This window comes from Posidoniimonas polymericola, assembly GCF_007859935.1.
GTDB lineage: Bacteria > Planctomycetota > Planctomycetia > Pirellulales > Lacipirellulaceae > Posidoniimonas > Posidoniimonas polymericola.
Genome location: NZ_SJPO01000009.1, coordinates 30,732 through 49,018 on the forward strand (window position 1 = coordinate 30,732; position 18,287 = coordinate 49,018).

Genomic DNA, 18,287 nt, shown 5'->3' on the forward strand with positions numbered 1-18,287 from the left:
CGGCCAGCTGCGGGACACCGAGGCGGCGATTTGCGAGAAGCTTCCATGAATTAGCGGCAAACTCACTGCAATCTGCCCGCACAACGAGTACGATGAGCCCCTAACACAGGCGCGAACCCTTGATGCTGCGGCACGATGCCGCATGCGTAACCGGCACTGATGTCCCACCTAGATTCCCACCCCGTCGGCCGTTGCCGACCAAGTTCGACTCCTGAGGAGAATGTTCTAATGAAGATGTCTATGTTCCGATCGCTGTGCGCGGCCGCCCTCTTCGCGCTCGTTAGCAACGTGCAGGCCGCAACCCTCGTTGATGAAACATTCAGCTACCCGGACGGCTCGTTGGTCCCCAACGGCGGCTGGGTGAACCACAGCGGAACGCTTGGTGACCTCCTGGTCTCGGGTGGCCAGGCGGTTGTCGAGCACGGCGCGCCGTCTGAGGACGCCCACCTGATCTTCGGCGCGGTGAGCACTGGCGTCCTCACCGCCGACTTCGACATCGTCGTGAACGACGACTCTGTCATCGCCGGTAACGACTTCGAGTACTTCGCCCACTTCATGCTCGACGGCAGCTTCAACTTCGGCGCCCGCCTGGACATCGTCGCCCCCACCGACGCGGCAAGCGGCGACTTCACTCTCGGCATCGCCACCACGAGCAGCACTGCCGAATCGACCCTGCCGACCGACTTCAGCTTCGGCCAGTCGATCCCTGTGTCGCTCAGCTTCGACTTCGACGCGGGCCTCGCGTCCGTCACTGCTGGCGGGAACACTGCCACTAGCACGTCCGTCTTCCTCGGCGAGACCTACGACTCGTTCGCACTTCGTCAGTCGGACTCGTCGAACAACGAGAGCATCATGGTCGACAACCTGATCGTCAGCGGCACGCTCGACGTCCCCGAGCCCGCCTCGATCGCCCTCGCCCTGCTGGGCGTGGTCGCGATTGGCGCGCGTCGTCGCAACGGCTAGCACGTTAGCGCCAGTCTGAAAGCTAATTGGCCGGCGGCCCGATCTCGGGTCGCCGGTTTTTTCATGCGCCCACTGATTGATTCAACCGCGACGGATCAAGCCGTCACACCACTCGTCGGCACGGTGCGACAGGAGCCGCAGGTCGGTCGTCAGCAGCACCTGCGGCCGCTCGCGTCGACCGTCGTCGCGGATCAGTCCCTGCAGGGTAATCGGCTGCTTGCCGGGCGTGAGGGTCTCGACCTCAAAGCGGCGGACCTGGACCCAGCCGGGCCGCTCGATGCCGATCAGCCGGGGGCGGCGGATCTTGGCGGCGTGCACCGCGCAGCCCATCCGGCGGAGCTCTGCCTGGATCGCCCGCTCGAGCGAGCGGTCGCCGATCCAGTGGGTCCACTTGTCGAGCAGGTGTTTGATCATACAGGCATCGTAGCGCGACCGGCGCCGAGCGGCGACTCGCCCGGCCACGCCATGCCTAGGTGCGGTCGTAGTTGCCGATGGCGTACAGGTGGGTGTCGGTGCGGATGATCCATTCGTCGTCGACGATGGCGGGCGTCGCGTGGAACTCGCCGTCGAGCTGGTTCTCGTGCAGCACCTTACCGCCGGCGTCCAGGCAGGTCGCGACGCCCTCCTTGCTGAACGCGAAGCAGCAATCGCCCACCTGCAGCAGCGACGCCGAGTAGTTGCCGCCGAGCCGCTTCTTCCAGAGCAGCTTCCCCGAATTGGCATCCAGGCACTGGAAGATCCCCTGGTCGCTGACCATCAGCAGCCGCCCCGCCATCAGCAGCGGCGAGGGCTGGTGGGGCGCCTGACGCTTGTACCGCCACCGCACCTGGTCGTCGTCGAGCTTGCCGCTCTCTCCCAACGGCAGGGCGAGCACCTCGTCGCCGGCGAACCCGCTGCAGTAGTAAATAGTGCGGCCGTCGGTGACCGGCCGCGGCACCAGCGAGAAGCCGGCCCCGTGGTCGTACCGCCACAGCTCCTCCCCGTCGCTCGGCCGGTAGGCGACGATCCACTGGGCGCCCGGGGCCACGAGCTGCACCTGGCCCGCGTGCTCGACCGCCAGCGGGGTCGCAAACGACTTGAGCACATCGGGGTTGGTGGCCCGGAACGGGGGCCGGTCCTGGCGCCAGACCTCGTTGCCGGATACGGGGTCGAGGGCCACGACAAACTGCTGGTCGGCGCCGTCGCAGACCAGAATCAGCTTCCCCTCGCACATCACTGGCGAGCTGCCGGCCCCGACATAGTGCTCAACGACGTAGGCCTTTTTCCACAGCACCTCGGCGGTCTGAGCGTCGAGGCAGGCCGTGCCGTTGCGGCCGAAGTGGCAGATCAAGTGGTCTCCTGACAAGCAGCAGGTGGGCGACGCGTAGCTGTTCTGGGCGTGGATCTTCTCCGGGCTCTCGATATCGAACAGCCGCACGCGGTGGACAATCTCCCCAGAATCACGCGAGACGCACACCGCCGACAACGCGACGCGGTCCACCGCGACCGTGCCCTGCTCGCCCGGCACTTCGGGCCCCTGCTGCTCAGCGGTGGTGACCCAGATGTGGTCGCCCAACACCACCGGCGACGACCAACCTCTACCAGGCAGGGGAGTCTTCCACCGCACACCTTCGCCCTCGCCCCACGCGAGCGGCGCACGGGTTGTCCGCACGCGGCCCTGCCCGTCGGGGCCCCGGAACTGCGGCCAGAGCACCTCGGCTGCGCTCGGCCCGGTCAGAACGACGACCAGCAGCAGTGTTCCCAGAATTCGCATCGCGGACCCCATTCAAGAGTGTTCTCTGCGTCCCGCCACCGCGGCAAACACCGCCGGTGTGAACCTGGGCGCCTTATAACGCCCCGGGACCACCCGGGACAGCAACCGTTATCTTTGACTGACCGCCACAATGCCAGCTCCCCGAGCAGCAACCTTTGCCCGCTTGGAGCAACCGACAGGCCGCAAGCGAGTTCCTGCGAAAAGATGCCTGGTGTTATTGACAGTCTACCGTGACCACCATAAACTCACCGATTCCCCGCGACACGCTGGGGACACTGGTGCTGTTTGAGAATTGACGCTTTTGCACCCGCAGCGGCCCTCTGAAGGCGATTGCCCGTCAGTGGAGCGGCTCCGGCAGCTAAACCCGATAGGTACGACCCGGTGGCATCTAGTCAAGAAGTAATCCGGATCCGCATGGAAGCCTACGACCACGCGGCCCTCGATCAGAGCGCGGCGGAGATTGTCGATACGGCCAAGCGGACGAACTCCATTGTTCATGGCCCTATCCCGCTGCCGACGCGGATCGAGCGTTACACGGTCCTCCGTGGCCCGCACGTAGACAAGAAATCTCGCCAGCAGTTCGAGATCCGCACGCATAAGCGTCTGATCGACATCGTGCAGGCGACCGCCAAGACGATCGAGGCGCTCAATAAGCTGAGCCTCCCTGCTGGCGTCGATATCAAGATCAAGGCGACCACCGCCTAAGAGCGATAATACTGGCTCACGCGCAACCAACCGCCCGGCGGCTGATTGCGAGCCGACGCCCGACACCGGGCAACCGATTAAGCTTCGCGTTAAAGAACGTGATGAATTCGTAGCGAAGTGGGCAGCGGCCAACCGCCGCCCACCTACCAAGAACCCAAACTGATTCGAGCAACCATTCAAGCGTAAGCATGACTGGAAGCCTGGCGAGTAAGCCGGGGCCTGGGTCGCAAGCACTGCTAGCAACCCTTGCCGCGTGTCTCTGGCCGGCGACTTGACCTCAAATCAACTCAGACGACGGAAGGCGTGGCGGCATGGCCGGTACGGAACAAGCTATTGGGATTCTCGGCCGTAAGGTTGGGATGACCCAGGTGTTCGACGAATCGGGGGCGGTAGTCCCCGTCACGGTTGTTCAGGCTGGTCCCTGCAGCGTGCTGCAGGTTCGCACCCCCGAGCGTGACGGCTACCAGGGCGTGCAACTCGGGTACCTCGACAAGCCCCGCCGTCTTGCCCGTCGCAGTGAGAGAGGTCACGTCGCTAAGCTCGACAGCAAGCGGTCCAAAAAGCGTTCCGCCGCCGGCGTCGCCGTGGTCGAGAAGGCCGGCTGCGAGCCGAAGCGTTGGGTCCGCGAGTTCCGCGGCGAGCCGGTCGGCCTAGAAGTCGGCGGCCAAGTCACCGTTGACGCCTTCGGCGAGATCGAGGCGGTCGACGTCACCGCGACCAGCAAGGGACGCGGCTTCTCGGGCGCTATGAAGCGTCACAACTTCTCTGGCCAGCGCGCCACCCACGGCGTCAAGAAGTGCCACCGCCACCTCGGCGGCACCGGCTGCAGCGCCTACCCGAGCCGCCTGTTCAAGGGCGTCAAGATGCCGGGTCAGTACGGCGCCGCCCGCTGCACCATCCTCAACCAGAAGGTGGTGAGCGTCGACCCCGAGAACAACCTGATCGTCATCCGCGGAGCCGTCCCCGGCCCGAACGGCGGTTACGTAGCGATCCGCAAGACCAACATATTGTAAGAAAAGGCAACCGCAACGCCGCCGTGTCAGCCTTGTCGCTGACCCCCGGCCGCCTGCCGCTGACAGCAACCAATCATGCCAAAACTCACTGTCCACGATCGTAAGGGCAATAAGGTCGGCACCTTGAATCTCGAGGTCGAGGACTTCGCGCCCAGCATCAACAAGCAGCTGCTGCACGATGCGGTCGTGATGTACCAGGCCAACCTTCGCCAAGGCTCGCACCAGACCAAGAGCCGTGCCGACGTGTCCGGGACGACCAAGAAGCTGTACCGCCAAAAGGGCACCGGCAACGCCCGCGCCGGCAGCCGCCGCAGCGGCGTGCGTCGCGGCGGTGGCCACATCTTCGCGATTAAGCCGCGCGACTACTCGTACCGCCTGCCGAAGAAGGCCCTCAGGCTCGCCACCCGCATGGCGCTCGCCTCGAAGGTGCAGGACGACGAGCTGATCATCATCGACGACCTCAAGTTCGACGCTCCCAAGACCAAGGACATGGCCCAGGTCATCAAGAACCTTGGCTGCGACGGCGGCTCGCTGCTGGTCACGACCGCCGAGCACGACGCCAACGTCTACAAGAGCGCCCGCAACATCGCTAAGGTGAGCGTCTCCCGGGCGAGCGACCTCAACGCCCTGAATCTGCTTTCGTCTCGCCGGGTGCTGGTCACCAAGGCCGCCATCGAGGCCCTCAAGGCCAACGCCAGCAGCAACGGCAAGGCGAACACCACTACCGACGGTGAGGAGTAAAGCATGCCACGGCATATCCCGCAGACCACCTCGCTCACGCTCGAACCGCACCAGGTCATCCTGCGTCCGCTGGTTACCGAGAAGGGCGTGCACCGCTCGAGCCGCAACAACGCGTACTCCTTCGAGGTCAGCCGGCTGGCGACCAAGGAAGACATCCGTCGCGCGGTCGAGGCCCTGTTCGACGTGAAGGTCGAAAAGGTCGCGACCCAGAACCGCAAGGGCAAGCTGCGGCGGACCAAGTTCCGCCTCGGCCGCACCAGCGACTGGAAGAAGGCAATCGTGACGCTCAACGAAGAGCACCGCATCGACTTCTTCTAGGCCGCGCCGCACAACCAACAGCCAACCGACCAACACAAAAACTTGACAGCCGATAGCTGACAGCCGCACGCTGGCAGCCTACAGCCGAAAGCCTCGCCATCATGGGCATCCGAAAATACAAGCCGACCTCCGCCGGCCGCCGCAACGCGTCGGTGAGCGATTTCAAGGAGCTGACCAAGGGCGCCAAGCCCGAGAAGTCGCTGCTGCGTCCGCTCACCAAGACCGGTGGCCGCAACAACCAGGGCAAGATCACCTGCCGCCACCGCGGCGGCGGCCACAAGCGTCGGTACCGCCTGATCGACTTCCGTCGCAACAAGGACGGCATGCTGGCGACCGTCGACTCGATCCAGTACGACCCGAACCGCTCCGCCCGTATCGCCCTGCTGGTGTACGCGGACGGCGAGCGCCGGTACATCATCGCACCGCACGGCCTGAAGGCCGGCGACCAGGTCCAGAGCGGCCCGGACGCCCCGGCGGCGGTCGGCAACTGCCTGCCGCTCAGCAAGATCCCGCTGGCGACTCAGGTGTACAACGTCGAGCTGCAGGCCGGACGCGGCGGCGTGCTTTGCCGCTCGGCCGGGACCAGCGCCACGCTGATGGCCCGCGAGGCCGGTTGGGCACAGATCTCGCTGCCGAGCGGTGAGATCCGCCGTATCCCGTCGACCTGCCGGGCGACCATCGGCTCCACCAGCAACCCGGACCACAGCGCGGTCGAGCTCGGCAAGGCCGGTCGCCGCCGCTGGCTGGGTCGCCGCCCGCACGTCCGCGGCACGGCTATGAACCCGATCGACCACCCGCACGGTGGTGGCGAGGGCCGCACCAAGGGCGGTCGCCACCCCGTCAGTCCGACCGGCAAGAGCGCCAAGGGCGGCATGACCCGGCAGCGTCGCAAGGCGTCGAACAAGGCGATCGTCCGCCGCCGTAAGTCGCGTCGCTACGGCGTCCAGAAGCTCATTACCAAATAGCGTTAGACCCGCGGCCGGTGGGGCCCACCCCGGCTCCGACCCGACAGCACACCGTCACCAGCGAACAGCCAATTCATGAGTCGCTCCACCAAAAAAGGCCCGTACGTCGACCCAAAGCTCTACCTGAAGGTAGAGCGTCAGAACGACGTCGGCAGCAAGAACCCAATCACTACTTGGGCCCGCGCCTGCACGATTGTGCCTGAGTTTGTCGGCCACACGTTCATGGTGCACAACGGCAAAGTGCACGTGAAGGTGCTGGTCACCGAAGACATGGTGGGCCACAAGCTAGGCGAGTTTTCCCCGACCCGCACCTTCCGCGGCCACAGCGGCAAGGGCAAGAAGTAGGAGAGGCATTCGGCCGCCAGCCGTCCGCAACCAGGGCACGCCCTAGCGGACCAACGGTGGTCAACGGCCGACAGGCAACATGTACCGAGCAACCCACAAGCACGCACGAATCAGCGCCACCAAGGTGCGGCCGCTGGCGGACCTGATCCGCGGCAAGCGGGCCGACGAGGCGCTCTCGATCCTCCGCTTCCAGCCCCACCGCGGAGCTCGGCTCCTCGAGAAGGTGCTGCAGAGCGCACTGGGCAACGCCGAGGACCAACGGGCGCCAAACCTGGCCGGCCTGACGGTTGTCGACGCCCGCGTCGACGGCGGGCCGATGTTCAAGCGTCTGCGCCCCCGTGCCCGCGGCATGGCCCACGTGATCAAGAAGCGGTTCAGTCACATCACCGTGGCGGTTGAATAGCCACCCCGGACCAGCGGCGCCGCCCGGCGAGCGTCACCACCCCCAACAAGCCACCAACCACACACCATTATTATGGGTCAAAAGGTCAACCCAATCGGATTCCGCACCGGCGTCATGCTCGATTGGAAGAGCCGCTGGTACGCTCCGAAGAAGGAGTTCGCGGACCTGCTTCTGGAAGACAAGAAGCTCCGCGACTACGTGACCAAGAAGTACAAGTTCGCCGGGATCCCCAAGGTGGAGATCGAGCGGACCCGCGACGAGGTCAAGGTCGTCCTGCACGCGGCCCGGCCCGGCGTGATCATTGGCCGCAAGGGCCAGCAGGTCGAGCAGCTGCAGGACGAGCTGCAGAACCTGATCGGCCGTCGGATCAACATCAAGATTGAGGAGATCAGCCGCCCGGAGATCCAGGCCCACCTAGTGGCCGAGGACATCGCCGAGCAGCTGATCAAGCGGGCCCCATTCCGCCGCGCTATCAAGCGTGCGTTGGAGCAGACCATGGAAGCGGGAGCCAAGGGCATCAAGGTGCAGTTGGCGGGCCGGCTGGGCGGGGCTGAAATGGCCCGCCGCGAGAAGCAGATTGCCGGCAGCATCCCGCTGAGCACGCTGCGAGCGAAGATTGATTACGGATTTGTTGAAGCAAAAACCGCACAGGGCCACATTGGCATCCAGGTGTGGGTAAACCAAGGCGAGTACGAGGACCAAGCCGATGGCGCTGATGCCCAAGAGGGTCAAGCATCGAAAAAGCCAAAGAGGTCGTATAAGAGGTAACGCGACCCGCGGCAACCGCGTGGTCTTTGGCGAGTTCGGATTGCAGGCAATAGAGGGCGGCTGGATCAGCGCCCAAACGATTGAAGCGGGTCGTATCGCGGCACAGCAGTATGTGCGCGGCGAGGGCAAGCTTTACATCCGCATCTTCCCGGACAAGTCGATTACCTCCATCCCGCTCGAAACCCGCATGGGTAAGGGCAAGGGTGAACCCGACTACTGGGCTGCCGTGGTGCGCCCTGGCACTGTGCTGTACGAGGTGGCCGGCATCACCGAGCAGGCGGCGAAGATCTGCTTCGCGCGTCTGGCTCACAAGATGCCGATCCGCGTTCGTTTGGTGCACCGCGACCCGCAGCTGTAAGAAGCCGCTGGAAAATGAAACCATCGGGGCCCAACCGCCCCGAGACACACGAGTCCAACGACCCGCAAGTCCACGACCCAACTGCGATAACGATGAAGATTGCCGAACTAAAAGACATGAGCGACGAGCAGCTCGAGTTGACCGCTAAAGAGGCGGCCGACAACCTGTTCCGGCTCCGCATCCAATCGCAGACCGAGCGTCTGGACGCCCCCAGCGAGCTCCGCCGCAACCGGCGGTTGATCGCCCGGGTCAAGACGCTGCAGACGCAGCGTGCGACGGCCGCCGGCGGAGCCGAAACCGAAGCCGAGAAGACCGCTTAAACCAGAGTCGGCCCGCTTGCAGGGTCACACCACCCCCAACAGCTAGCTGTTATGCCTAAGAAAATCGTCATTGGCGTTGTGACCAGCGACAAGATGGACAAGAGCCGTCGGGTCGAGATCGGCCGTTCGGTCCGCCACCCGAAGTACGGCAAGTTCATCCAGCGCCGCACCGTCTGCCACGTGCACGACGAGAACAACGAGTCCCACGAGGGCGACACGGTGGAAATCATCGAGTGCCCACCGAAGTCCAAGACCAAGCGTTGGGAGCTGGTTAAGGTGCTGGCGAAGAGCCAGATTGTCGACCTGGCCGCCCTGCGGGCCGCCCGCAAGGCGCAGCAGGAAGAGGACGCGACCACCGTCGGCGCCGAGGCCTCGGCCGAGTAGCGGCCTGCGTAACCAGGCGGGCACAACCGCCGCCCAATCCATTCCAACCACCGCGACACCCGTAACTGTTTAGACGCCGCCATGATCCAGATGCAGTCCAGGCTGAACGTCGCCGACAACACCGGCGCCAAAGAGGTGATGTGCATCAAGGTGCTCGGTGGCAGCCGCCGTCGGTTCGCCAACGTGGGCGACGTGATCGTCTGCAGCGTGAAGAGCGTGATCCCGGGCAGCGACCTGAAGAAGAAGACGGTCGTCCGCGCCGTGATCGTGCGGGTCAAGAGCCCGACCCGCCGCCCCGACGGCAGCTACGTCCGCTTTGACTCGAACGCGGTCGTGATCATCGACAAGGACAACAACCCGCGAGGCACCCGCATCTTCGGAGCGGTCGCCCGTGAGCTGCGTGACCGCAAGTTCATGAAGATCGTCAGCCTCGCCAACGAAGTCATTTAGTCGCTCCGGCCGGCCCCTTCGAACCGGGGCCTCCACCGACCGGACCGCCGACCACCGCACAGCCGACCAGCCAACACTACTGCCATGCTTATTAAAACCGGGGACACCGTTCAGATCATCACCGGCGCGGACAAAGGGGTCCGCAGCCGCGTGACGTCCATCGACCGCACCGCTGGCAAGGCGCTCGTCGAGGGGGTCAACATGGTCCTGAAGCACGTCCGCCGCAGCCAGAAGTACCCGCAGGGCGGGCGGCTGAACAAAGAGATGCCGGTTCAGGTGTCGAACATCGCGTACTTCTGCGAGTCGTGCTCGAAGCCGACCCGCCTGGGCGCCCGGTACCTGGACGACGGCTCGAAGGAGCGGTTCTGCAAGAAGTGCGGAACCGCCCACGGCCAGATCGCCCCGGCCAAGGCGGCCCACGCCAAGAAGTAGGCGCCACCAACATAACCAACGCCGCACGCCGGCCCGTAACCACCTCCACCTGTTCCCGAACGACCGCGACCCATGTCCGCCCGTCTCCAAGAACGATTTGAAAAAGAGATCCTGCCCCAGCTGGCGGAGAAGCTCGGCCGCAAGAACGTGCTGTCGCTTCCGCGCCTGGATAAGATCGTTGTGAGCATGGGCGTGGGCAGCGCCATCGCCGACAAGAAACACATCGAAGAGGCGGTCGCCGCCCTCACGGAGATCAGTGGCCAGAAGGCTGTGATCTGCAGGGCCCGCAAGTCGGTTGCCGGCTTCAAGCTCCGCGAGGGGATGCCGATCGGCGCCAAGGTGACGATCCGCGGCGTGCGGATGTACGAGTTCCTGGACCGGCTGATCTCGATGGCCCTGCCGCGTGTCCGCGACTTCCGCGGCTGCAAGCGGAACGCGTTCGACGGCAACGGCAACTACAGCCTGGGCCTGACCGAGCAGCTGGTCTTCCCGGAGCTCAACCCGGACAAGTTCCTGCGTCCGCAGGGCATGAACATCGCGATCTGCTGCCGCGGCGGGTCGGACGACGACTCGCGTCAGATGCTCGAGATGTTTGGCTTCCCGTTCCAGCGTGAAGAGGAGCAGGCGGCGTAACCGGCACGTCAGTGAATGTCGACCGCCCCGCGGCCGACGACCGAAAACCGACCAGACAAGAACTATGGCAAGCAAATCCAAAATCGCCAAAGCCGAGAAGACGCCGAAGTACAGCAGCCGGCGTGAAAACCGCTGCAAGATCTGCGGCCGCCCCCGTGCTGTGTACCGGAAGTTCGGCATCTGCCGGATCTGCTTCCGGAACCTGGCCGACAAGGGGCAGATCCCCGGCGTCCGCAAGGCGAGCTGGTAACGACCCCGCGGTGGGACCAAGCCCCTACGCGTCGCGAATACTGGTCAGAGCCTGCACCCCCAGCCGCCGGACAAAACCCGCTGCGGCACTCTGACCCGAAACCCTAACAAACCTCTGACCCCGACATCGTAAACCCCTCATGATGACTGACCCCATCGCCGACATGCTGACCCGCATCCGCAACGCGGTGCGTGTTGAGCGGCCGAATGTGCTGATGCCGGTTTCCAAGGTGAAGCGCGGAGTCGCCGAGGTCCTCAAGCGCGAAGGCTACATCTGGGACTGGCACGAGGAAGAGCTCGAAGACTCCCCGGCCAAGCAGCTGTACATCGACCTGAAGTACGGGCCCAACGGCGAACGCGTGATCCGGCACATCAAGCGGGTCAGCTCGCCGGGTCGCCGCGTGTACTCGCAGGCCCGCCGCCTGCGTCCGGTGCTCAACGGCCTGGGCATCTCGATCATCAGCACAAGCCGCGGCGTGATCAGCGACCGCGAGGCGCGGCAGCGGAACCTGGGCGGTGAGGTCCTCTGCGAGCTGTGGTGATTTTGCGTCCGGTCGCCGGCGCCAAAACCGTCGGCCCGTCCCCCTACACACAAAACAAAGCTGAACGCTGGAAGCTGACTGCCGACAGCCCTGAATCATGTCCCGAATTGGAAAAAAGCCGGTCTCGATCCCCGACGGCGTGAAGGTCAACCTCAGCGGCCGTGAGCTCTCGGTGGAAGGCAAGCTCGGCAAGCTAACCTACGAGCACCGCCCCGAGATCACCGTCAAGGTCGACGACGACGCCAAGGAAGTCGTCTGCTCCCGCGACTCCGAGGACCGCGAGAGTCGGGCCTTCCACGGCCTGACCCGCGCCCTGGTTCAGAACATGATCGAGGGCGTGACAAACGGCTACGAGAAGAAGCTCGAGATCCACGGGGTCGGTTACCTCGGCGCGATCGACGGCGACACGCTGCAGCTGCGGGTCGGCTTCGCCAACGAGATCCACAAGAAGATCCCCAAGGAACTGGACGTCACCTGCCCCGATCAGACGCACATCGTGGTGAAGGGCTCTGACAAGCAGAAGGTGGGCCAGTTCGCCGCCGAGGTGCGTGCGGTCCGCAAGCCTGAGCCGTACAAGGGCAAGGGCATCCGTTACGAGGGCGAGCAGGTCCGCCGCAAGGCGGGCAAGGCTGCCAAGTAGGGGCAGCAGAGCTTCCGATAATTCACCGCGTGGCCGGCGGCCAGCGGCTGGTGTTTGGTTCACCAGCGACGCCGCCAACCACCGAACACCAACTACGACACGACCATGGACCATTCCAAAGCTATCGGCCGGCAGCGTAAGCGTCGCTCGTTCCGCGTGCGCAAGCGCCTGCGTGGCACCGCCGAACGCCCGCGTCTGAGCGTCTCGCGGAGCCACAAGAACATCGCCGTTCAATTGATCGACGACGACGCCGGCAAGACGATCGCCTCGGCCTCGACGCTTGAGAAGTCGATCGCCGACCAGGTCAAGTTCGGCGGCAACCGCGACGCCGCGGCCGCCGTCGGCAAGGCGATCGCCGAGCGGGCCGCCGCGGCCGGCGTCAACGCCGTCTGCTTCGACCGCGGACCCTACAAGTACCACGGCCGCGTCGCCGATCTGGCGGGCGCCGCCCGCGAGGCCGGCCTGCAGTTCTAGGCCCGGCCACCAAGCCGCGGCGCCCCAAGCCACCAACGAACACCCCAACTTCCCAGTCGAACATGGCCAAGACCAAATCGAGAGAACCCCGCGAGAAGCAACGCGGCGAGCTGAACGAGAGCATCGTGAAGATCAAGCGTTGCTCAGCGGTCGTTAAGGGCGGTCGCCGCTTCAGCTTCGCCGCGATGATTGTCGTCGGCGACGGCAAGGGCAAGGTCGGCTGGGGCTACGGCAAGGCCAACGAGGTCCCGCCGAGCGTGGAGAAGGCCCGCAAGGAGGGCATGCGGAGCATGATCACCGTGCCGATGGAAGGCTCGACCATCCCGCATGTGGTGAAGGGTCGCTTCGGCGGCTCGGAGGTGATCCTGGTGCCGGCGTCCGAGGGCACCGGCGTGATCGCCGGCAGCGCGGTCCGCGCCGTCTGCGAGGCGGCCGGCATCCACAACATCCTGACCAAGAGCTTCGGCTCCAATAATCCTATCCCGCTCGTCAAGGCGACGATGGCCGCTCTGCAAGAGCTCCGCCCGAAGAGCGAGATTGAACGCCTCCGTGGAGTGACCCTGTCATGATTCTGGACGACGTCCATCGCGGTATAAACAAGAACAAGAAGCGCAAGCGGATCGGCCGCGGCCCGGGCTCCGGGCACGGCAAGACCTCCGGCCGTGGCCACAAGGGCCAGGGTTCGCGCGCGGGCAACTCGTCGCACCCCACATTCGCGGGCGGGTCGATGCCGATGGTCCGCCGCGTGCCGAAGCGCGGCTTCAACAACCGCTTCGCCGACACGGTCGTGGTGGTCAACGTCGGTCAGATCGACGCGGTCTTTGAGGCCGGCGAAGAGGTGACCCTCGAGGCGCTGGCCACCAAGAACCTGGCCAAGGGGCGGTTCGACCTGCTCAAGGTGCTGGGCGACGGCGAGCTGACCAAGAAGCTCAAGATCTCCGCGCACCGGTTCAGCAAGTCGGCGGTCGAGAAGATCGAGAAGTCCGGCGGCGAGATGGTGACCCTGCCCGGCAAGACCCCGGTCGCCCAGAAGCAGCGTGAGGCCCGGGCCAAGAAGCAGGCCGCCAAGTCGTAGCGACCTGGTTGCTAGCGAGCGGCGTCCTCGCAGGCGTCCTCGCGACTGGCCCGCCGCAGAACGCTGTTATTCGGCGCCACGACGGGCCTCCGACGCCGCCGAGTGGCTGCGGGAGCTGGCGTTAAACGATTGGCCCGCAGAGGTTACACTGGTCCGCGGGGCGGCCGAAGCCGCTCCCCCCGACGCCGCTTCCCCGGCAACCGGGCCTGCAGACGACCGGGCCCGCCAGACGACTACCGGCCAACCCCGCACAGCCGCCCGGAGCGGTGTAAGCAAGATGCTCGAAAAACTCCGCGTTGTCTTCCAGATCCCCGAGCTGCGCCGGAAGATCGCCCTCACGCTGCTGATGCTGGCGATCTACCGCGTCGGCTTCCAGGTCAGCCTGCCGGTGATCGACCTCGAGCAGGTCAAGATCAACCAGTCGCAGGGCGGCGGAATCAACGACATCCTGCAGCAGGTCGCGGTGCTCAGCGCCAGCAACCTGACCACGGTCACGATCTTCGGTCTGGGGATCATGCCGTACATCTCGGCCTCGATTATCTTCCAGCTGCTGGGGAGCGTCATCCCGAAGCTCGAGCAGCTGCAGAAGGAGGGTGAGGCGGGTCGCAAGAAGATCAACGAGTACACACGGTACGCAACCGTGGTGCTCTGCCTAATACAAAGCTGGTTCTACGTCACGCAGTTCGCGGAGGGGCAGGGCCTGGTTGCGCCCGAGTTCGCCTACGACGCGGGGGGCGTGCCGAGGATGTTCCTGGGGTGGAAGATCGTCTCGGTGCTGACAATGACCTGCGGCACCGTGTTCCTGATGTGGCTCGGCGAGCAGATCGACGAGTACGGCATCGGCAACGGGATCAGCCTGCTGATCATGGCGGGCATCCTGGCCTCGATGCCGGCGGCCGGCCTGCAGCTGATCGACATGTCCACCCTGACGCTCGGCGCCCAGGGCGGCAAGCTCGACCCGCCGAAGCTCATCCTGCTAGCGGCGATGTTTATCGGGGTGGTGGTGGGCGTGGTGTTTATCACGCTCGGCCAGCGGCGGATCGCGATGCAGAGCGCCAAGCACATGCGGGGACGCCGCATGACCGCGGGCGGCCGCTCGTACCTGCCGCTGAAGGTCAACCAGGCCGGCGTGATGCCGATCATCTTCGCGAGCAGCCTGATGATGTTCCCGCTGATCATCTTCGGCGACTCAGGACTGGGCCGGCTGGCGCAGAGCTGGGACCCCGGTTTCTTCAAGTCGTTGTTCACCGGCATCTCGGCCGCGTTCAGCCGAGAGTCGTTCTTCTACAACGTCTGCTTCCTGCTGATGATCTACTTCTTCTGCTTCTTCTGGACCGCCATCACCTTCAACCCGAAGGACATGGCCGACAACCTAAAGAACTACGGCTCGTTCATCCCGGGGTACCGCCCCGGCAAGCGGACGGCCGATTACCTGGAGAAGGTGATGTTCCGCATCACCTACGTGGGGGCCGGGTTCCTGGCGTTGATCGCCATCATCCCAACCCTGATCGTCATGTGGCTCGGCATCCCGTGGGGGGTCGCGATGTTCTACGGTGGCACCAGCCTGCTGATCGCCGTGAGCGTGGCGTTCGACCTGGTGCAGAAGATCGACAGCCACCTGGTGATGCGAAACTACAAGGGCCTGCTGGAGTAGGATCGGGCGAGGGGCCCCAGGCCGCGCCGCGGGCTCGCGTTTGTCTGCTGGTTCGCTGCCGTTAGAACCGCGAAGACTCGGGCGCCGCTGATGAGAATCGTCTTGATAGGACCGCCCGGCGCCGGCAAGGGGACCCAGTCCCTCAGCTTGGCAGAGAAGCTGGGGATCAAGCACCTCTCGACCGGCGATGTGCTCCGCGAGGCCCGCGAGCTCGGGACCCCCCTCGGCCGGCAGGCCGGCGGGTTCCTGGACCAGGGACAGCTGGTGCCGGACGATGTCGTGGTGCAGCTGGTGGCCGAGCGGCTGAACGGGCCGGACTGCGAGCAGGGGTACCTGTTTGACGGGTTCCCCCGCACGCTGCCCCAGGCCGAGGCGCTCGACAAGCTCCTGCAGGAGCACGGCGGCAAGCCGCTGAACCTGGCGGTGGAGTTCGTCATCCCTGAGGAAGAACTGATGAACCGGCTGTGGAAACGCGGCCGTTCTGACGACAAGGAAGAAACCGTCCGCGAGCGGCTCCGGATCTACGCCGATCTGACCAAGCCACTCGCGGCGTACTACGAGCAGCGGGGCGTGCTGCGACGCATTGATGCGGTCGGCGCCCTGGAGGAGGTCTTTGCTCGGTTGTGGGACGCGGTAGAGAGCGTCCGTCCGCAAACCCCGTAGCTGCCGAACAACCGCTCGCCGCCCGGCCGAGCCTCACGAAGACCGTCCCCCTGCCACCGGCCCAGCCATGATCCAGCTCAAAAGCGACCGAGAAATCGCCAAGATGCGGCTGGCGGGCCTGGCGGTCTGGCGGGCGCACCAGATCGCCGCGGAGATGATGCAGCCGGGGGCGACCACCCGCGAGATCGACGCGGCGCTCGACGACTACTTCGCCAAGATCGGCGCGACGCCGCTGTTCAAGAACTACCCGCACCACGAAAAGGGCAAGCCCGCCTTCCCGGCCGTGACCTGCATGTCACGCAACGAGGTCGTGGTGCACGGCATCCCGGACGACGTGCCGCTGGCCGAGGGGGACATCCTCTCGATTGACACCGGCGTGCGGCTCGGTGGTTGGTGCGGCGACGCCGCGGTAACCCACGCGATCGGAGAAATCGACCCCGTAACCCAACGGCTGCTGGACGTCACCCAGGGCGCCCTGCAGCTGGCGTTTGACCTGCTGCACACCAAGGACCGCTGGAGCCAGATCGCCGACGAGATGGCCCGGTACGTCAAGGACCACGGCTTTGCGACCGTCGAGGACTTCGTCGGGCACGGCATCGGCCGCAAGATGCACGAGGACCCCCAGGTCCCCAACTTCGTCAGCCGTTCGCTCCGTGGCCGGGCCGACTTTTTCATCGAGCCGGGCCTGGTGCTGGCGATCGAGCCGATGGTAAACGTCGGCACCGCCAAGGTGCGGCTGCTGCGGGACGCCTGGACGCAGGTCACCAAGGACGGCAAGCCGAGCGCCCACTTCGAACACACGATTGCGATAACCAAGGACGGCCCGGTCCGATTGACCGTGGCCCCCTCAGCGGACGAGGAAGCGTTGATGGAGGACTTGATGGCGGTCTCCAGCCCCGGGCTGGAGCGGCTGATCGAGTGGTAAACCGACCCAATCGCCCCATTTTGCCTGCTATTGCGAGATTGGGGCCCCGTTCTCTGGAGATTTCTCCTTGACGGGCTTGCTAGGTTTCGAACTTCAATGGTATCATCACCGGTTTTCCAGGTCTCCCGAGACCTGTACCGGTCAGGTTCTGCCCAAGCCCAGCAGCCACCGAACAATCGGGCCGCCGGGAGTAGTAGGCAGAATCAGCGGCAAGACGACTGGCTCCGCGGATCGGCGTTCACTGAATGCCTGGTTCGCCAGTGAGCCGCGTTTTCGAGCGGTTTAAGTTTCTCAGTTAATCAGGAAGCGGTCGGATGAAGGTTCGCGCGAGCGTCAAACGTATCTGCGACAAGTGCAAGGTGGTCCGCCGCAAAGGGGTGGTCCGCGTTGTGTGTGACAACCCGCGCCACAAGCAGCGGCAGGGTTAGCCAAGGCAGGCTAGCCGCCACGTTTAGCCGCCACGGCGGTGCTCGCAGGCTTGCCGCCGCGGGCAATCTCGGCGGCCCTGAGTTGCTCCCTTCGTCGTGTATCGCACCGACATACATCCCAACGTCCAAATCCCCCGTCTGTAGTCCAGCAGTAACGCTATGCCACGTCTCCTCGGTGTTGATATCCCGCCCGATCGGCCCACGGCCATCTCGCTGACGTACCTGTACGGCGTCGGTCCGAAGACCGCCCGGGAACTCTGCCACAAGGCGGGGATCGACCCGCACGTGCGGGCGCGTGAGCTGCACGAGGACGAGGTCGCCCGCATCGCGGCGCTGCTCGACAAGGACTACGTCGTCGAGGGTCAGCTGCGTCGGCAGACGAGCCAGAACATCTCGCGTCTGCGTGACATCGCCTGCTACCGCGGGCTGCGTCACCGCCGCGGCCTGCCGGTGCGTGGCCAGCGCACCAAGACCAACGCCCGCACCCGCAAGGGCGCCAAGAAGACGGTCGCTGGCAAGAAGGGCGTCAAGGACCTGCGTTAGCGTACAACCAGCTGCTAATCATCAACCAAACGGGCGCCGCCCGGCCGAGCGAAGCCCCGGCCCACTAGCGGGCCAAGGCATTCCTCCCAACGTCAAACGGGTAATAAGAAGTGGCGAAAACTCGCGACAAGAGCGCAAAGAAGAAGACACGCCGGAGCGTGGCGGTGGGCATCGCCTACGTCACGGCGACGTTCAACAACACCACGGTGACCATCACGGACACCAAGGGCGACACCCTCTGCTGGGCGAGCGCCGGCACGAGCGGCTTCAAGGGGAGCCGCAAGAGCACGCCGTTCGCCGGCCAGTGCGCCGCGCAGCAGGCCGCCGAGAAGGCCAAGAAGTTTGGCGTGCGTGACGTCGAGGTCCGCGTGCGTGGGCCAGGCAGCGGCCGCGAGAGCGCCATCACGGCCCTGGAGGCCGCTGGCCTGAAGGTGAAGTCGATCGAGGACATCACGCCGCTGCCGCACAACGGCTGCCGCCCCCGCAAGAAGCGTCGCGTCTAGGCCGTCGCTCCGAGAACAACCACGGGCCCTCCCCACCGGG

29 protein-coding genes are annotated in these 18,287 nt (G+C 65.2%); 27 read left to right on the forward strand and 2 right to left on the reverse strand.

Annotated features, from left to right (window positions below):
- Window positions 1-228 precede the first annotated feature (228 nt).
- Window positions 229-963, forward strand: coding sequence for a PEP-CTERM sorting domain-containing protein (locus tag Pla123a_RS17495; RefSeq protein ID WP_197528072.1), 735 nt, complete (start codon window positions 229-231; stop codon window positions 961-963).
- Between the two features lie 81 nt (window positions 964-1,044).
- Here Pla123a_RS17495 and Pla123a_RS17500 read toward each other — a convergent pair whose 3' ends face one another.
- Together Pla123a_RS17500 and Pla123a_RS17505 are read right to left on the reverse strand one after the other, a co-directional pair.
- Window positions 1,045-1,377: a hypothetical protein gene (locus Pla123a_RS17500; RefSeq protein WP_146589344.1), complete on the reverse strand. Its 333-nt coding sequence runs from the start codon at window positions 1,375-1,377 to the stop codon at window positions 1,045-1,047.
- Between the two features lie 55 nt (window positions 1,378-1,432).
- The gene (locus tag Pla123a_RS17505; RefSeq protein ID WP_197528073.1) at window positions 1,433-2,716 is read right to left on the reverse strand and encodes an outer membrane protein assembly factor BamB family protein; all 1,284 of its coding nucleotides are present in this window, start codon (window positions 2,714-2,716) and stop codon (window positions 1,433-1,435) included.
- Window positions 2,717-3,097: 381 nt separating this feature from the next.
- On the opposite strand from Pla123a_RS17505, the gene rpsJ reads away from it, so the two are divergent.
- From rpsJ to rpsK, 26 genes are all read left to right on the forward strand, one after another.
- Entirely contained in the window at window positions 3,098-3,421 is a 324-nt protein-coding gene (rpsJ, locus tag Pla123a_RS17510; RefSeq protein ID WP_146589348.1) for a 30S ribosomal protein S10, read from the forward strand.
- 359 nt (window positions 3,422-3,780) lie between these two features.
- Window positions 3,781-4,434: a 50S ribosomal protein L3 gene (rplC, locus tag Pla123a_RS17515; protein WP_231956528.1), complete on the forward strand. Its 654-nt coding sequence runs from the start codon at window positions 3,781-3,783 to the stop codon at window positions 4,432-4,434.
- Window positions 4,435-4,509: 75 nt separating this feature from the next.
- Window positions 4,510-5,175, forward strand: coding sequence for a 50S ribosomal protein L4 (rplD, locus tag Pla123a_RS17520; protein ID WP_146589352.1), 666 nt, complete (start codon window positions 4,510-4,512; stop codon window positions 5,173-5,175).
- Window positions 5,176-5,178: 3 nt separating this feature from the next.
- The gene (gene rplW, locus Pla123a_RS17525; protein ID WP_146589354.1) at window positions 5,179-5,493 is read left to right on the forward strand and encodes a 50S ribosomal protein L23; all 315 of its coding nucleotides are present in this window, start codon (window positions 5,179-5,181) and stop codon (window positions 5,491-5,493) included.
- Between the two features lie 101 nt (window positions 5,494-5,594).
- Entirely contained in the window at window positions 5,595-6,458 is an 864-nt protein-coding gene (gene rplB / locus Pla123a_RS17530; RefSeq protein WP_146589355.1) for a 50S ribosomal protein L2, read from the forward strand.
- A gap of 75 nt (window positions 6,459-6,533) precedes the next feature.
- Window positions 6,534-6,803 (forward strand): 30S ribosomal protein S19, encoded by a 270-nt coding sequence (rpsS, locus tag Pla123a_RS17535; RefSeq protein WP_146589357.1) that lies wholly within the window; start codon window positions 6,534-6,536, stop codon window positions 6,801-6,803.
- A gap of 79 nt (window positions 6,804-6,882) precedes the next feature.
- Window positions 6,883-7,206 (forward strand): 50S ribosomal protein L22, encoded by a 324-nt coding sequence (gene rplV / locus Pla123a_RS17540; protein ID WP_146589359.1) that lies wholly within the window; start codon window positions 6,883-6,885, stop codon window positions 7,204-7,206.
- Window positions 7,207-7,278: 72 nt separating this feature from the next.
- Window positions 7,279-7,974, forward strand: coding sequence for a 30S ribosomal protein S3 (gene rpsC, locus Pla123a_RS17545; RefSeq protein WP_146589360.1), 696 nt, complete (start codon window positions 7,279-7,281; stop codon window positions 7,972-7,974).
- Complete coding sequence (rplP, locus tag Pla123a_RS17550) at window positions 7,913-8,332, forward strand: 50S ribosomal protein L16 (RefSeq protein WP_146589362.1); 420 nt, start codon at window positions 7,913-7,915, stop codon at window positions 8,330-8,332. Before rpsC ends, rplP begins: the two co-directional genes overlap by 62 nt.
- Window positions 8,333-8,424: 92 nt before the next feature.
- On the forward strand, window positions 8,425-8,652 hold the full coding sequence (gene rpmC, locus Pla123a_RS17555) for a 50S ribosomal protein L29 (protein ID WP_146589364.1): 228 nt from the start codon (window positions 8,425-8,427) through the stop codon (window positions 8,650-8,652).
- A 51-nt stretch (window positions 8,653-8,703) separates the two neighbouring features.
- Window positions 8,704-9,036 carry a 30S ribosomal protein S17 gene (rpsQ, locus tag Pla123a_RS17560; protein ID WP_146589366.1) on the forward strand — a complete coding sequence of 111 codons (333 nt, stop codon included), beginning with the start codon at window positions 8,704-8,706 and terminating at the stop codon, window positions 9,034-9,036.
- 81 nt (window positions 9,037-9,117) lie between these two features.
- On the forward strand, window positions 9,118-9,486 hold the full coding sequence (gene rplN / locus Pla123a_RS17565) for a 50S ribosomal protein L14 (RefSeq protein WP_146589368.1): 369 nt from the start codon (window positions 9,118-9,120) through the stop codon (window positions 9,484-9,486).
- Window positions 9,487-9,570: 84 nt separating this feature from the next.
- Window positions 9,571-9,918 carry a 50S ribosomal protein L24 gene (gene rplX / locus Pla123a_RS17570; RefSeq protein ID WP_146589370.1) on the forward strand — a complete coding sequence of 116 codons (348 nt, stop codon included), beginning with the start codon at window positions 9,571-9,573 and terminating at the stop codon, window positions 9,916-9,918.
- A gap of 72 nt (window positions 9,919-9,990) precedes the next feature.
- Window positions 9,991-10,551, forward strand: coding sequence for a 50S ribosomal protein L5 (rplE, locus tag Pla123a_RS17575; protein ID WP_146589372.1), 561 nt, complete (start codon window positions 9,991-9,993; stop codon window positions 10,549-10,551).
- Window positions 10,552-10,615: 64 nt separating this feature from the next.
- Window positions 10,616-10,801 (forward strand): type Z 30S ribosomal protein S14, encoded by a 186-nt coding sequence (locus Pla123a_RS17580; RefSeq protein ID WP_146563949.1) that lies wholly within the window; start codon window positions 10,616-10,618, stop codon window positions 10,799-10,801.
- A 139-nt stretch (window positions 10,802-10,940) separates the two neighbouring features.
- Window positions 10,941-11,342 carry a 30S ribosomal protein S8 gene (gene rpsH, locus Pla123a_RS17585; RefSeq protein ID WP_146589374.1) on the forward strand — a complete coding sequence of 134 codons (402 nt, stop codon included), beginning with the start codon at window positions 10,941-10,943 and terminating at the stop codon, window positions 11,340-11,342.
- Window positions 11,343-11,439: 97 nt separating this feature from the next.
- Window positions 11,440-11,982 carry a 50S ribosomal protein L6 gene (gene rplF / locus Pla123a_RS17590; protein ID WP_146589376.1) on the forward strand — a complete coding sequence of 181 codons (543 nt, stop codon included), beginning with the start codon at window positions 11,440-11,442 and terminating at the stop codon, window positions 11,980-11,982.
- Window positions 11,983-12,087: 105 nt separating this feature from the next.
- On the forward strand, window positions 12,088-12,456 hold the full coding sequence (gene rplR / locus Pla123a_RS17595; RefSeq protein WP_146589378.1) for a 50S ribosomal protein L18: 369 nt from the start codon (window positions 12,088-12,090) through the stop codon (window positions 12,454-12,456).
- Between the two features lie 62 nt (window positions 12,457-12,518).
- Complete coding sequence (rpsE, locus tag Pla123a_RS17600; RefSeq protein ID WP_146589380.1) at window positions 12,519-13,025, forward strand: 30S ribosomal protein S5; 507 nt, start codon at window positions 12,519-12,521, stop codon at window positions 13,023-13,025.
- Window positions 13,022-13,531, forward strand: coding sequence for a 50S ribosomal protein L15 (gene rplO / locus Pla123a_RS17605; RefSeq protein WP_146589383.1), 510 nt, complete (start codon window positions 13,022-13,024; stop codon window positions 13,529-13,531). Before rpsE ends, rplO begins: the two co-directional genes overlap by 4 nt.
- Window positions 13,532-13,808: 277 nt before the next feature.
- Window positions 13,809-15,185: a preprotein translocase subunit SecY gene (gene secY, locus Pla123a_RS17610; protein ID WP_146589385.1), complete on the forward strand. Its 1,377-nt coding sequence runs from the start codon at window positions 13,809-13,811 to the stop codon at window positions 15,183-15,185.
- A 90-nt stretch (window positions 15,186-15,275) separates the two neighbouring features.
- Window positions 15,276-15,848: an adenylate kinase gene (locus tag Pla123a_RS17615; protein ID WP_146589387.1), complete on the forward strand. Its 573-nt coding sequence runs from the start codon at window positions 15,276-15,278 to the stop codon at window positions 15,846-15,848.
- 67 nt (window positions 15,849-15,915) lie between these two features.
- A complete protein-coding gene (gene map / locus Pla123a_RS17620; RefSeq protein WP_146589389.1) occupies window positions 15,916-16,773 on the forward strand; it encodes a type I methionyl aminopeptidase in 858 nt (285 codons plus the stop codon).
- Window positions 16,774-17,087: 314 nt separating this feature from the next.
- Window positions 17,088-17,201 carry a 50S ribosomal protein L36 gene (gene rpmJ, locus Pla123a_RS17625; RefSeq protein WP_146563932.1) on the forward strand — a complete coding sequence of 38 codons (114 nt, stop codon included), beginning with the start codon at window positions 17,088-17,090 and terminating at the stop codon, window positions 17,199-17,201.
- A gap of 159 nt (window positions 17,202-17,360) precedes the next feature.
- On the forward strand, window positions 17,361-17,744 hold the full coding sequence (rpsM, locus tag Pla123a_RS17630; RefSeq protein WP_146589390.1) for a 30S ribosomal protein S13: 384 nt from the start codon (window positions 17,361-17,363) through the stop codon (window positions 17,742-17,744).
- A 110-nt stretch (window positions 17,745-17,854) separates the two neighbouring features.
- The gene (gene rpsK, locus Pla123a_RS17635; RefSeq protein ID WP_146589392.1) at window positions 17,855-18,247 is read left to right on the forward strand and encodes a 30S ribosomal protein S11; all 393 of its coding nucleotides are present in this window, start codon (window positions 17,855-17,857) and stop codon (window positions 18,245-18,247) included.
- Window positions 18,248-18,287: the final 40 nt, after the last annotated feature.

Coding starts and splice junctions, on each gene's coding strand:
- Pla123a_RS17495 (WP_197528072.1), top strand. CDS start 229: ATGAAGATGTCTATGTTCCGATCGCTGTGCGCGGCCGCCCTCTTCGCG.
- Pla123a_RS17500 (WP_146589344.1), bottom strand. CDS start 1,377: ATGATCAAACACCTGCTCGACAAGTGGACCCACTGGATCGGCGACCGC.
- Pla123a_RS17505 (WP_197528073.1), bottom strand. CDS start 2,716: ATGCGAATTCTGGGAACACTGCTGCTGGTCGTCGTTCTGACCGGGCCG.
- rplC (WP_231956528.1), top strand. CDS start 3,781: ATGACCCAGGTGTTCGACGAATCGGGGGCGGTAGTCCCCGTCACGGTT.
- rplD (WP_146589352.1), top strand. CDS start 4,510: ATGCCAAAACTCACTGTCCACGATCGTAAGGGCAATAAGGTCGGCACC.
- rplW (WP_146589354.1), top strand. CDS start 5,179: ATGCCACGGCATATCCCGCAGACCACCTCGCTCACGCTCGAACCGCAC.
- rplB (WP_146589355.1), top strand. CDS start 5,595: ATGGGCATCCGAAAATACAAGCCGACCTCCGCCGGCCGCCGCAACGCG.
- rpsS (WP_146589357.1), top strand. CDS start 6,534: ATGAGTCGCTCCACCAAAAAAGGCCCGTACGTCGACCCAAAGCTCTAC.
- rplV (WP_146589359.1), top strand. CDS start 6,883: ATGTACCGAGCAACCCACAAGCACGCACGAATCAGCGCCACCAAGGTG.
- rpsC (WP_146589360.1), top strand. CDS start 7,279: ATGGGTCAAAAGGTCAACCCAATCGGATTCCGCACCGGCGTCATGCTC.
- rplP (WP_146589362.1), top strand. CDS start 7,913: ATGGCGCTGATGCCCAAGAGGGTCAAGCATCGAAAAAGCCAAAGAGGT.
- rpmC (WP_146589364.1), top strand. CDS start 8,425: ATGAAGATTGCCGAACTAAAAGACATGAGCGACGAGCAGCTCGAGTTG.
- rpsQ (WP_146589366.1), top strand. CDS start 8,704: ATGCCTAAGAAAATCGTCATTGGCGTTGTGACCAGCGACAAGATGGAC.
- rplN (WP_146589368.1), top strand. CDS start 9,118: ATGATCCAGATGCAGTCCAGGCTGAACGTCGCCGACAACACCGGCGCC.
- rplX (WP_146589370.1), top strand. CDS start 9,571: ATGCTTATTAAAACCGGGGACACCGTTCAGATCATCACCGGCGCGGAC.
- rplE (WP_146589372.1), top strand. CDS start 9,991: ATGTCCGCCCGTCTCCAAGAACGATTTGAAAAAGAGATCCTGCCCCAG.
- Pla123a_RS17580 (WP_146563949.1), top strand. CDS start 10,616: ATGGCAAGCAAATCCAAAATCGCCAAAGCCGAGAAGACGCCGAAGTAC.
- rpsH (WP_146589374.1), top strand. CDS start 10,941: ATGATGACTGACCCCATCGCCGACATGCTGACCCGCATCCGCAACGCG.
- rplF (WP_146589376.1), top strand. CDS start 11,440: ATGTCCCGAATTGGAAAAAAGCCGGTCTCGATCCCCGACGGCGTGAAG.
- rplR (WP_146589378.1), top strand. CDS start 12,088: ATGGACCATTCCAAAGCTATCGGCCGGCAGCGTAAGCGTCGCTCGTTC.
- rpsE (WP_146589380.1), top strand. CDS start 12,519: ATGGCCAAGACCAAATCGAGAGAACCCCGCGAGAAGCAACGCGGCGAG.
- rplO (WP_146589383.1), top strand. CDS start 13,022: ATGATTCTGGACGACGTCCATCGCGGTATAAACAAGAACAAGAAGCGC.
- secY (WP_146589385.1), top strand. CDS start 13,809: ATGCTCGAAAAACTCCGCGTTGTCTTCCAGATCCCCGAGCTGCGCCGG.
- Pla123a_RS17615 (WP_146589387.1), top strand. CDS start 15,276: ATGAGAATCGTCTTGATAGGACCGCCCGGCGCCGGCAAGGGGACCCAG.
- map (WP_146589389.1), top strand. CDS start 15,916: ATGATCCAGCTCAAAAGCGACCGAGAAATCGCCAAGATGCGGCTGGCG.
- rpmJ (WP_146563932.1), top strand. CDS start 17,088: ATGAAGGTTCGCGCGAGCGTCAAACGTATCTGCGACAAGTGCAAGGTG.
- rpsM (WP_146589390.1), top strand. CDS start 17,361: ATGCCACGTCTCCTCGGTGTTGATATCCCGCCCGATCGGCCCACGGCC.